The organism is Bradyrhizobium macuxiense (genome assembly GCF_001542415.1).
Lineage (GTDB): Bacteria > Pseudomonadota > Alphaproteobacteria > Rhizobiales > Xanthobacteraceae > Bradyrhizobium > Bradyrhizobium macuxiense.
This window is the reverse complement of the sequence record NZ_LNCU01000092.1, coordinates 15479-27380: the sequence shown is the minus strand read 5'-3', so window position 1 is coordinate 27380 and position 11902 is coordinate 15479. Positions and strand designations below refer to the sequence as shown.

Here is an 11902-nt window from a genome sequence, read left to right as displayed (position 1 = left end):
TGGTGCGAAACCGGTCGAACAACAGCTTTGAGCACGCCGTTGGCGTTGCCTTGGCTTGGGTCGCGCCGGTATTATCTCACTGCGTTCGAGATTCCATTCAACCATGAAGGCTCCCGTGGACATCAGCTCAGACAGCATCGTCGACCGCGTCTACGAGCAGCTCAAGGCGATGGCCATCAGCTACGAGTTCAAGCCCGGCGAGCGGCTGAACGAGGGCGAGCTCGCGAAGCGCCTCGGCGTCAGCCGCACGCCGCTGCGCGAGGCGCTGAACCGGCTGAACACCGAGGGCTTCCTGCGCTTCACCCCGGGCAAAGGCTTCTTCTGTCGCGAGCTCGACGCGCATGAGATCTTCGATCTCTACGAGCTGCGCAAATCGCTGGAGATCGCCTCGGTTCGTCTCGCGATCAAGCGCGCCAGGGATGAGGACATCGATGCGCTGCTGGCGTTCCTCCAGGCCACCGGCCCGGATCCCGGCGAGCGCTCCTCGCTCGAACTGGTCGAGCTCGACGAGACCTTTCACGAGCGGTTGATGGGGATGTCGAACAACGCCGAGATGCTGCGCGTATTGCGCAACGTCAACGCGCGGATCCGTTTCGTGCGCTGGATCGACATGGACCGGATCAACCGCTCCAACACCCAGGCCGAGCATCGTGCCGTCGTCGAAGGCCTGAAGGCGCGCGATGAGGAGAGGTGCGTGACCGTCCTCGAGAAACATATCGATCGCCGTCTCGACCGCATCACCTCGGCGATCAAGGAAGGCTACGCGCAGATCTACATGCCGGCAGCGCGGACCGCGTCCTCACCATAAAGCGCGATGAGATTGGGATGAATCGTCATCGCGCTTTAGCTCCTTGTTTGAGCATGATCACCTCGCAAACGCGTTCCGCGTTTGTCGCGAGGAAAAACCGCTTCACACTTTTCCGGATCATGCTCTAGATGTCGCCGACCCAGCTCTGGATCGCCGCCGGCGCGATCACGCGTCTTGGCTGGTGCGGGTTGATCGTCCCGGCGCTGACGTCTTCCGTTTGATCGAGCAGGCTGCTCGCGAAGACTTTGGCATCATGCTCGCTTGTAAATGTGCGAGTCTGCCGTGGGGCGCGTTGATGCCCTGCGTCGGGATTGCGCAACGCGAATGAAACGTACCAGATCGCTTTCTCGCAAATCATCGCGGCGGCCCCGATGGTGGTAGCAGAGCCGAGTTATCCGATGCCGAATATGCAGTTTGTGCCATGCAACTACAATGCGAAGGACGCCGCGATCTACGATAGGCGCCACAACCAGCGGTGCTGCGGCGCCCGCGACAATAACTTACGACAATGTCTGACATCCCGAAACCTAAGAGATATCTGGTATCCCAGCGCTTCAACGGCGGTCGAGCATGTCCCGAACCCTTTGCGCAAGCTTGGCTTGCGAAACCGGCTTCTCCAGGAGGTCGACGCCCAGATCAAGCCTGCCATGATGTATGACGGCGTTGTGCGAATAGCCGGTCATGTAGAGGATCTTCAGTCCAGGCCTCATCTCTGTAGCTCGTTTCCCGAGCTCGCGACCGTTTATGCCCGGCATCACCACGTCGGTGAGGACGAGGTCGATATGCGGCTGCTCCTGCAATAGAATCGTCAGTGCGGCCTGTGCGCTCGCGGCCGTCAGGACGCGGTAATTCAGCTCGCGCAGCAGCTCGGTGACATAGATGCGGAGATCCTCGTCATCTTCCACGACCAGGATCGTTTCGACCTTGTTTGATTCAGCCCCGGCGACCGGCTCGTTGATCTCGTCCTGCTCGGTGGCAGTGCCATGGTAGCGAGGGAAATACATCTTGATGTTGGTGCCGTAATCGAGCTCGCTGTAGATTTTGATGTGGCCACCCGATTGCTTCACGAAGCCGTATACCTGGCTGAGGCCGAGACCGGTACCCTGTCCGGTCTCCTTGGTGGTGAAGAACGGCTCGAAGGCGTGGCTCAGTGTGTCTGGGCTCATGCCGAGGCCCGTGTCCGTTACGCTGATCACCGCATACTGGCCCGGACTGAGTTCAGGATTTCGCGAGCAGTACTCACGGTCAGCGTACACGTTCACCGCCTCGATGGTCAGTTTGCCGCCTTCCGGCATCGCGTCGCGAGCGTTGATCGCGAGGTTGAGGATGGCAGACTCCAGATGGTTCGAGTCCACTTCGATCTGCCAAAGCCCGGCGCTGCCGACGGTTTGAACCTCGACGCGCTCGCCGAGAGTCCGTTGCAGAAAGTCCTGCAGCCCGTTGAGGAAATTGTTCAGGTCGATCGGCTTGGGGGCAAGGGCCTGTCGCCGTGAGAAGGCGAGCAGGCGTCTGGTCAGGCTTGCAGCGCGTTGTGCGCCGCGTTTGGCGTGGGATAACGCGCGCTGAAAGTTGACATTGGCGGCAAGCTGTCTGCCATGTCGCTCCATCGTTTCAAGGTTGCCGATCACGATCATTAGCAGGTTGTTGAAATCGTGCGCGACGCCTCCGCTGAGTTGTCCGACCGCTTCGAGCTTTTGCGAGGCGAGCAGCTGGTCCTGCATCTTGGCCAGCGCTTCCTGCGCGTTCCGGCGCTCACTGATGTCGCGGGTGACCTTGGCAAACCCGATCAGTGCTCCGCTCTCGTCCACGATCCTGTCGATAACCACTGAGGCCCAGAACTTCGAGCCGTCCTTGCGGACACGCCATCCCTCGGCCTCGAATCGGCCGCTTTGTGTTGCTTCCTCGAGGGCGCGGTGAGGCACTCGATTTGCGCGATCCTCCTCTGTGTAGAACCGCGAGAAGTGCTGGCCGATGATCTCTTCCGGCGCGCAACCCTTGATCCGCTCGGCGCCGGCGTTCCAGGTGACGACGACGCCGGTCGCATCGAGCTGGAAAATGGCATAGTCAACGACCGCTTCGAGCAGCTGGCGATAGCGCTGCTCGCTCTCGACGAGAGCCCGGCTGGTTTTCTGATGCTCGGTGATGTCGCGCGTGACCTTGGCGAATCCGACCAGTGAACCATTCTGATTCCTAATGGCGTCGATGACTACGCTCGCCCAGAAACGGCTTCCATCCTTGCGGACGCGCCAGCCTTCCGAGGTAAAGCGTCCCCGCTCAGCGGCGAGCGCCAACGCCTTCCGCGGCAGTTCGGCGGCCTGATCCTCCGCGCTGTAGAACATCGAGAGGGGACGTCCGATGACCTCGTCGGTGCCATATCCCGTCAGCCGGACCGCGCCGGAATTCCAGCTCGCGATCGTGCCGTCCGGTTCAACCAAATAAATCGCGTAGTCGATGATCGCATCGATGAGCAGTTGAAGCCGCTGACTGTCGGTGACGCCCGCTGTGCTTGAATGCATTCGAAAACAATGCCCGAGAAGACCGACCTGTGCAATTCGCATAACCCAACCGATAACTTCAGCAAATTGAACTCGTTCCTGCGGCGGCGGCATGCCAATTAGGAACCAACAGGATGTCTTTGCATTGCAGGAGGATGAATTGCATCTCGTGCAGTGCACCAATGGTGGCGGATGGACTATCGGGATTTCGCTGCATCGAATGCCGCGTCTTCGTTCGTTTTTTCAATCTCGATCTGGATATCGAAACCCTTGGTGGGCTCCGTCATGGAGTGCCGCCGTGGAGATTGATGGTAGCGGAGGTCGTGGAGCCGCCACCCGCGAGTGAAACGGCCCATTTCGCGCTTGCCCGACGACGGGCAACTCAGCGAAAACCTGTCAAGCCGTGATGTAACAAATATTTCTGTTTTTCGGAAGTGAGATTCGGTGTATGAATGGCGCGTCTCACCCGATTGAGGGGCGCGTCGCGATCGTCACGGGTGTTGCGGTGAGATGCGGTGGACGCTGATGTCACGACTGACGAGCGTGACTGATGCGGACGGCGAAGTCGTGCAGGCCTGACGCCCTAGTGGCAGGTGTCTTATCAGTTTGGGGCAATCCTCTTGCTGATGACGGTGACAAACAAGCCCAGTCTCGCCGGGGAGAGCGCGTATAAGCCGTAAACCATCGCGCAGGGAAAGCCGGATTGCTCCGGTTACACCTGTGGTCCTACCTCCCGTGCTTTCCATTTTGCACGGGACCCATGGGTGCGATCGGCACCCGGCTTTCCCTGCGCCCTCTGCTTGAGGAGAGGGCGAAACGAAATGCAAAGCTCGGACGCAACGCGCCGCGAGAATGCGGATGTATAACTGACAAGCTGCGCCACACACTCGCTGTCGTCCCTGCCTAGTGCGCAATTGCGCACGGGAGCAGGGACCCATAACCACAAATGGCAATTGTTGTGCGATACCGGAACGACGAATCCCGCCTACAACATCCGCCGCGGAGTATGGGCCCCTGCTTTCGCAGGGACGACGATGTTGTGAGAGTGGCGCAAATCAACTTCAAGCATCGGCCTCTCTGGAACACTGGATCACCCGCATGCGCGGGTGGTGACAGTTGTGGATGGGGATGCGCAGGGACGACGGAGGGAGCAACGGCGGTGCTCCCTCACGTTCCGATCTTCACCACCATCTTGCCCAGCGCCGCGCGCGTCTGCATGGTCTTGAACGCCGCACGAAAATCGTCGAGCGCGAACACCTTGCCGACGACAGGCGTGAGCTTGCCGTCGTTCAGCCAGGCCGACAATTGCGCCATCACGCGCGTCTGTGCGTCCGGTTCGCGGCGCGCGATCTGGGCGGCATCGACGCCGATGAGGATGCCGCCCTTCAGGAGCGGCAGGTTGAAGGGCAGGGCCGGGATCTGGCCGGCGGCAAAGCCGACCACGAGATGGCGGCCGTTCCACGCGATCGAGCGGAAGGCCTGCACCGACACCTCGCCGCCGACCGGATCGAAGATCACGTCGGCGCCATGACCGCCGGTGGCGTCCTTCAGCGCGTCGCGCCAGTCGGGCCTGGTGTAGTCGATGACAGCGTCGGCGCCGAAGCTTGCGGCGAAGCTGCGCTTCTCCTCGGTGGAGGCGGCGGCGATGACACGCGCGCCGAGCAGCTTGCCGATCTGGATCGCGGCGACGCCGGTGCCGCCGGCCGCACCGAGCACGAGCAGCTGCTCGCCGGCGCGCAGTCGGCCGCGCTCGCCGAGTGCGTAGAGCGCGGTCAGATAGTTGGTGCGGAAGGCCGCGCCGGCCTCCATCGACAGCCCGTCGGGCATGACCTCGACCGCGGCGGCCGTTACGACGATATGCTCGGCCAATGCGCCCGAACGCGCCGCGCCCATCACCCGCATGCCCGGCGCGAAGCCAGTGACATCATTGGCGACCTTATCGATCACGCCGGCGAATTCCGCACCCGGGGTGAACGGCAGGGCATCCTTGGTCTGGTAGCGGCCCTCGACCTTCAATCCATCGACGAAGCCGATGCTCGCGGCCTGCACCCGGATCCGGAGCTGGCCCGGTCCAACCTCGGGCATCGCAATTTCCTTCAGCCCGATCTGATCGATGGGCGCATACTGCTCGACGACGACCGCCTTCATGTTGTCTTTCTCGCTTGTTCGCTTCCTCTCGAGCCATTCCCGTTCCGATGGGATCGGACCGGGGCTCTCGCTTCTTGTTCTGATGCCTACACTTCACGCAAAGCGGAATCCACTTCGCTCGAAAACGCTTCAGGCCGAAAAGCTATCTCACGTCCGTTGTTCTACGGGGAGGGCTTTTGTCGCCGCTGTGTGTGGAATGCCAGCATCTTCAACGACATCGTGCGGAGAGGGGCGTTTACCCGTTGTTATCCCTACCAAATTCGGTAACGCGTCCTTAATGGCATTAACGCTAGGGTTTTGCCGCGTGGCCCGCCCTGGGCCGCGCGCCGTCCAGGACGGGCGGGGATTGCGTACGCGTTGGAGTCTCCCATGGATATCATGACAGGCGCCGGGCTCTTGGCTGGCATCATCGTCATTTCGGTGATGATGCTGTTGGGCGGCGACCTGCACATGTTCATTTCCGAACATGCCATGATCATCATATTCGGTGGCTCGATCGCGGCGACGATGATTCGCTTTCCGCTCGGCGTGATGCTGCACGGCCTGCCGCTCGGCGCCAAATACGCCTTCACGATGAGTCGGCTGTCGGCGCGCGACCTCGTCGACGAGCTCGCCCGCATCGCCGAGATCGCCCGCAAGCAAGGCCCGGTCGGGCTCGAAAAGGTCGAGACCGACGAGCCGTTCCTTGCCAAGGGAATCCGTTATGTCGCCGACGGTTACGACCTCGAGTTCATCCGCGACAACATGGAACGCGACCGCGACAATTTCCTGATGCATCTCGACGAAGGCAGCAAGATCTACCGCGCGATCGGCGACTGCGCACCGGCCTTCGGCATGATCGGCACGCTGATCGGCATGGTGCAGATGTTCGCCAACATGACCGACCCGTCCAAGCTCGGCCCCTTCATGGCGACCGCGCTGCTTGCGACTCTCTACGGCGCGCTGGTCGCCAACCTGTTCTGCCTGCCGATCGCTGACAAGCTGCATGGCAAGCTGCTCGACGAAGAGACCAACCGCACGCTGATCATCGACGGCATCCTGATGATCCGCGATTCCAAGAGCCCGGCGCTGGTCCGCGAAATGCTGCTGGCCTATCTGCCGGAGAAGCATCGCCACGAGGAGGGTGAGCCCGTTCCGGCCTGACGGTTCGGACCGGCGTTCTCGGGACAGAAGCGATGGCCAAGAAGAAGCGCGGCGACGCCCACACCGGAGGTCACGGCTGGTTCGTGACCTTCGCGGACCTGATGGGACTGATGATGAGCTTCTTCGTGATGCTTGTCGCGTTCTCCACCATGGACAACAACAAGCTGAAGATCGTCGCCGGCTCGATGCGCGACGCCTTCGGCGTGCAGACCAATGTGCGCTATTCCGGCATCGTCGAGTCCGACGGCCTGCCGACGCGGCCGAAGCTGAAGAACGTAGATCACATCTCACCGGAGGAGTCCTCCGCCAATCCGACGCCGGACGAGAAGGAGCGCAGCCAGCTCAACGGCGCGCGGCTGAAGATCGACCGCGAGTTCGCGCTCGCCTCCGCCTCGCTCCGGCAGGCGCTGCAGGACATGCCTGAATTGACCGAGATCTCCAAGAACATCATGTTCGAGGAGACGAAGGAGGGGCTCAACCTCGAGATCGTCGATCAGGACGGCCGTTCGATGTTCGCCGACGGTTCGAAGGAGCCGTATGACCGCACCCGCCGGCTGATCCGGAAGCTCGCCGCGCCGCTGAAGGCGACGCCGCTGAGGATCTCGATCGTAGGACATACTGCCGCAGGCTTCGTGCCGGCGAAGAGCGACTATGACGCCTTCGACCTGTCCGCGGACCGGGCCAATGTGGTTCGTCAGATTCTGGAGCGGGAGGGATTGCCGCCGTCCCATGTCTTCGCAGTTTCCGGCAAGGCTGACGGCGAGCCGCTGTTTCCCGATGATCCCACGCTGCCTGCGAACCGTCGCGTGACCATCACGTTGATGCGCGAAAATCCGCCGCTGCCGCCGGATCTCAAGCCGTAAGTGTTGGCTACCCCGTTACCGTCAAGCTGGGCGTGTTGCTTGGTTGACACGCGGGACCGAAGCGCCGATAGCCGCGCGGATCAAATCAACTGATCGAGCGTTCCAACCTCGTCATGGCTGTAAGCGTTTCATCCACCGAAGCCCAGGAGGGGCAACTCACCTCGGGCTTCTGGGCCCTGACGCTGGGCAGCATCGGTGTGGTGTTCGGCGATATCGGAACTTCGCCGCTCTATGCATTCCGGGAGGCGGTCAGCGGTGCCGCGCACGGCCAGCCGGTCACCCGCATCATGGTGCTCGGCGTGCTCTCGCTGATCCTGTGGGCGCTGTTCACCGTCGTCACCGCGAAATACGTGCTGCTGCTGCTGCGCGCCGACAACAACGGCGAGGGCGGCACGCTGTCGCTGATGGCGCTCGGCCAGCGCGCGATCGGACGCCGCAGCTGGCCGCTGCTAGTGCTCGGCGTGATCGGTGCCTCGATGTTCATCGGCGATTCCATGATCACGCCGGCGATCTCCGTGCTGTCGGCGGTCGAAGGCCTCAAGCTCGCTACGCCGCATCTCGAGCACTATGTGGTGCCGCTCACGATCCTGATCCTCGTCGTGCTGTTCTCGGTGCAGAGCAGCGGCACCGCGCGTGTCGCGTCCGCCTTCGGGCCCGTGATGGTGGTGTGGTTCGCGACGCTCGCGGTGATGGGGCTGGCGCATATCTCGGACAACCCGTCGGTGCTGGCGGCGATCAATCCGTACTATGCGATCCAGTTCATGCTGACCCACGGCACCATCGGCCTAGTCACGCTGGGTGCGGTGTTCCTCGCGGTGACCGGCGGCGAGGCGCTGTATGCCGACCTCGGGCACTTCGGCCGCAGGCCGATCCAGACCGGCTGGCTGTTCTTCGTACTGCCGTCGCTGCTCCTGAACTATTTCGGGCAGGGTGCGCTGGTGCTGAGCGATCCGTCCGCGATCGAGAACTCGTTCTACCGTATGGCGCCGGATGTGCTGTTGCTGCCGCTCATCGTGCTTGCCACGGCTGCCACCGTGATCGCGAGCCAGGCGGTCATCACCGGCGCCTATTCGCTGATCGGCCAGGCGGTGCAGCTCGGACTGTTGCCGCGCTTCGAGGTCCGCTACACCTCGGCGACCCATGCCGGCCAGATCTATCTGCCGCGCGTCAACCGGATGCTGCTGGTCGGCGTGCTGTTGCTGGTGCTGCTGTTCCGCACCTCGAGCGGGCTCGCCTCCGCCTACGGCATCGCAGTCTCCACCACCATGGTCGCCGACGGCATCATGGGTTTCATCGTGATCTGGAAATTGTGGAACTGGCGCGCGGCGTCGGCGGCGGCATTGATCCTGCCGTTCGTTATCGTCGACATGACCTTCTTCAGCGCCAACCTGCTGAAGCTGCTCGAGGGCGCCTGGGTGCCGCTGCTGTTCGGCATCGTCGTGGCGACGATGATCTGGACCTGGCTGCGCGGCGCCGCCATTCTGGTCGCGAAGACCCGCCGCACCGAGGTCCCGCTGCGCGATCTGATCCAGAGCCTGGAGAAGCGGCCGCCGCACATCGTCAAGGGCACGGCGGTGTTCCTGACCAGCGATCCGAACTTCGTGCCGACCGCGCTGCTGCACAACCTGAAGCACAACAAGGTGCTGCACGAGCACAATGTGATCCTGACCATCGAGACGGCGCCGACGCCGCGTGTCGATCTGTCAGAGCGCGTGAACATGGAGAAGATCAGCGACAAGTTCTCCACCGTCCGGCTGCGCTTCGGCTACATGGAGTCGCCGAACGTGCCGAAGGCGCTGGCGATCGCCCGCAAGCTCGGCTGGCAGTTCGACATCATGGCGACGTCGTTCTTCGTGTCGCGCCGGTCGCTGAAGCCGTCGGCGCAATCCGGCATGCCGCAGTGGCAGGACCACCTGTTCATCGCGATGAGCCGCTCGGCCAACGATGCCACCGACTATTTCCAGATTCCGACGGGGCGGGTCGTTGAAGTTGGTACTCAGGTAACTATTTGATCAAACTAGAGGAATCGGAAATGGAATCGCACCGATCCATGCGCGAAATGCATAGCCGAGGCCTGAATCCGTGCTAACCTATGCATTCCGGCCGGGAGTATAGCCCGCGCTTTGTAATTGTGCGGTGCGGTAGAAGGTAGAGGCACAGCTTCCCATGTCATCCGAGAGTGCGATCACCGCGGCGGAAACGCCCGCGGCCAATGGGCATGGCGAAGCGCATTCCACTGCGGGCTTCAAGGCCCTGATGCTCGGCAGCATCGGTGTCGTCTATGGCGACATCGGCACCAGCCCGCTCTACGCGCTGCGCGAAGCCGTCGTCGCGGCGAGCGGCGGCGAGGGAGGCGTAACCGCCCACGCGGTCCTCGGCGTGATCTCGCTGATCCTGTGGGCGCTGATCGTCGTCGTCACGCTGAAATATGTCGTGATCCTGCTCCGCGCCGACAACAACGGCGAGGGCGGAACGCTGGCGCTGATGGCGCTCGCGCAGCGCGCGGCGACCAAGGGCGCCGCCGCGATCGTGCTGCTCGGCATCATCAGCGGCGCATTGTTCTACGGCGACGCCGTCATCACACCGGCGCTCTCGGTGCTGTCGGCGATCGAAGGCATCAAGCTCGTCACCGCGACCTTCGATCCGTACGTCGTCCCGATCACGGTGATCATTCTGGCCTTCTTGTTCTCGGTGCAGTCACGCGGCACGGCGCGGGTCGCGGCGTTCTTCGGCCCGGTGATGTGCCTGTGGTTCGCAGTGATCGCGATTGCAGCGCTGCCGCAGATCGTGCGGCATCCCGAGGTGCTGTACGCGCTCAATCCGGCTCTCGCGGTGTCGTTCATGCTGCATCACGGCGTGATCGGATTCATCACGCTCGGTGCCGTCTTCCTGGCCGTGACCGGCGCCGAGGCGCTCTATGCCGACCTCGGACATTTCGGCAAGCGCCCGATCCAGACCGCATGGCTGTTCATCGTGCTGCCGTCGCTGGCGCTGAACTATCTGGGGCAGGGTGCACTCCTGATCGGCAACCCGAAGGGGATCGAGAACCCGTTCTTCCTGATGTTCCCGGACTGGGCGCTGATCCCGATGGTTGCGCTGGCGACCGTGGCGACCGTGATCGCGAGCCAGGCCGTCATCACCGGCGCCTATTCGCTGACGCGGCAGGCGATCCAGCTCGGCCTGCTGCCGCGCTTCGAAATCCGCCACACCTCGGAAGCGCATTCCGGGCAGATCTACATGCCGCGCGTCAACCGCATGCTGTTCATCGCGGTCATCGTGCTGGTCCTGATGTTCCGCTCCTCGAGCGCGCTTGCCTCGGCCTACGGCATCTCCGTCACCGGCACCATGGTGGTGACCGCGATGATGGGCTTTGTCGTGATCTGGCGGGTCTGGCGATGGTCGCCGATTGCGGCTGCCGCGCTGGTCGCGCCGTTCCTGTTCCTTGATCTGACCTTCCTTGCCGCCAACCTCCTGAAGGTGTTCGAGGGCGGCTGGGTGCCGCTTGCGCTCGGCGGCGCCATGATCATTGTGATGTACACTTGGCGTCACGGCAGCCGGCTGTTGTTCGAGAAGTCGCGCAAGCTGGAGTTCCCGCTCGCCGATCTCGTCGCGATGCTGGAGAAGCGGCCGCCGCAGCGGGTTTCCGGCACCGCGGTGTTCCTGACCAGCGACCCCGTCAGCGCGCCGACCGCGCTGATGCACAGCCTCAAGCACTACAAGGTGCTGCATGAGAAGAACGTCATCCTCACCATCGAGACCGCGCCGACGCCGCGCATCGATCCGTCCGAGCGCGTTCGGATGGAGCAACTGAGCGAGACCTTCTCCAAGGTGACCCTGAAGTTCGGTTTCATGGAATCGCCGAACGTGCCGAAGACGCTGGCGATCGCCCGCAAGCTCGGCTGGCAGTTCGACATCATGTCGACCTCGTTCTTCCTGTCGCGCCGCGCGCTGAAGCCGGCGGCCCATTCCGGGATGCCGCGCTGGCAGGATGCTCTGTTCATCGCCTTGAGCCGCTCGTCCAACGATGCGACCGACTATTTCCAGATTCCCACGGGGCGGGTGGTCGAGGTCGGCACGCAGGTCACGATCTAGCTCCGCGCAGGGCCGTAACCCGTTTGTGGCGCTTGATTTTCTCCGCGCGAGAGGCGACGTTGCGCCCCGGCATGGCGAGGGCGTAAAGCTGGCCAATCTGATGTCGGGAGGATTTTTCCGTGGCGGACCACAAGGTGCAAGATTTGTTTCCGGACGAGGTGTCGAAGGGAATAGCCGAAAACCGCTATCTCCTGGTCGACGTCCGCGAGCCCAATGAGGTCGCTGTCGAGGCTTATCCCGATGGCGTTGTCGTGCCGCTGTCGACGTTTGACCCCGCAGCGATTCCCGATCCTGAGGGTAAGCAGGTCGTGTTCGCCTGCCGCTCGGGGAAGCGCTCGGTGACGGCCTCGCTG

Annotated in this window: 9 protein-coding genes; 6 read left to right on the top strand and 3 right to left on the bottom strand. The window is 62.7% G+C overall.

Annotation, left to right across the window (positions count from 1 at the left end; translation table 11 throughout):
- Nucleotides 1-115 precede the first annotated feature (115 nt).
- On the top strand, nucleotides 116-808 hold the full coding sequence (locus tag AS156_RS27660; RefSeq protein ID WP_245313094.1) for a GntR family transcriptional regulator: 693 nt from the start codon (nucleotides 116-118) through the stop codon (nucleotides 806-808).
- Between the two features lie 124 nt (nucleotides 809-932).
- On the opposite strand, the gene AS156_RS43750 is transcribed toward AS156_RS27660, so the two are convergent.
- The 3 genes from AS156_RS43750 to AS156_RS27645 all read right to left on the bottom strand — a co-directional run bounded on the left by AS156_RS43750 (nucleotide 933) and on the right by AS156_RS27645 (nucleotide 5451).
- On the bottom strand, nucleotides 933-1127 hold the full coding sequence (locus AS156_RS43750) for a hypothetical protein (RefSeq protein ID WP_245313093.1): 195 nt from the start codon (nucleotides 1125-1127) through the stop codon (nucleotides 933-935).
- 235 nt (nucleotides 1128-1362) lie between these two features.
- Nucleotides 1363-3417: a hybrid sensor histidine kinase/response regulator gene (locus AS156_RS27650; RefSeq protein ID WP_245313092.1), complete on the bottom strand. Its 2055-nt coding sequence runs from the start codon at nucleotides 3415-3417 to the stop codon at nucleotides 1363-1365.
- 1053 nt (nucleotides 3418-4470) lie between these two features.
- On the bottom strand, nucleotides 4471-5451 hold the full coding sequence (locus AS156_RS27645) for an NADPH:quinone oxidoreductase family protein (RefSeq protein WP_066511254.1): 981 nt from the start codon (nucleotides 5449-5451) through the stop codon (nucleotides 4471-4473).
- Nucleotides 5452-5820: 369 nt separating this feature from the next.
- On the opposite strand from AS156_RS27645, the gene AS156_RS27640 reads away from it, so the two are divergent.
- The 5 genes from AS156_RS27640 to AS156_RS41225 form a co-directional block, all read left to right on the top strand.
- On the top strand, nucleotides 5821-6594 hold the full coding sequence (locus tag AS156_RS27640) for a motility protein A (RefSeq protein ID WP_066511252.1): 774 nt from the start codon (nucleotides 5821-5823) through the stop codon (nucleotides 6592-6594).
- Nucleotides 6595-6626: 32 nt separating this feature from the next.
- Nucleotides 6627-7457 carry an OmpA/MotB family protein gene (locus AS156_RS27635; protein ID WP_066511249.1) on the top strand — a complete coding sequence of 277 codons (831 nt, stop codon included), beginning with the start codon at nucleotides 6627-6629 and terminating at the stop codon, nucleotides 7455-7457.
- Nucleotides 7458-7570: 113 nt separating this feature from the next.
- On the top strand, nucleotides 7571-9469 hold the full coding sequence (locus AS156_RS27630; RefSeq protein WP_066511246.1) for a potassium transporter Kup: 1899 nt from the start codon (nucleotides 7571-7573) through the stop codon (nucleotides 9467-9469).
- A 154-nt stretch (nucleotides 9470-9623) separates the two neighbouring features.
- Nucleotides 9624-11549 carry a potassium transporter Kup gene (locus AS156_RS27625; RefSeq protein ID WP_066511244.1) on the top strand — a complete coding sequence of 642 codons (1926 nt, stop codon included), beginning with the start codon at nucleotides 9624-9626 and terminating at the stop codon, nucleotides 11547-11549.
- A gap of 119 nt (nucleotides 11550-11668) precedes the next feature.
- On the top strand, nucleotides 11669-11902 hold a 234-nt coding region (locus AS156_RS41225; RefSeq protein WP_245313091.1), incomplete at its 3' end, for a rhodanese-like domain-containing protein.

Coding starts and splice junctions, on each gene's coding strand:
- AS156_RS27650 (WP_245313092.1), bottom strand. CDS start 3,417: ATGCCGCCGCCGCAGGAACGAGTTCAATTTGCTGAAGTTATCGGTTGG.
- AS156_RS27645 (WP_066511254.1), bottom strand. CDS start 5,451: ATGAAGGCGGTCGTCGTCGAGCAGTATGCGCCCATCGATCAGATCGGG.
- AS156_RS27640 (WP_066511252.1), top strand. CDS start 5,821: ATGGATATCATGACAGGCGCCGGGCTCTTGGCTGGCATCATCGTCATT.
- AS156_RS27635 (WP_066511249.1), top strand. CDS start 6,627: ATGGCCAAGAAGAAGCGCGGCGACGCCCACACCGGAGGTCACGGCTGG.
- AS156_RS27630 (WP_066511246.1), top strand. CDS start 7,571: ATGGCTGTAAGCGTTTCATCCACCGAAGCCCAGGAGGGGCAACTCACC.
- AS156_RS27625 (WP_066511244.1), top strand. CDS start 9,624: ATGTCATCCGAGAGTGCGATCACCGCGGCGGAAACGCCCGCGGCCAAT.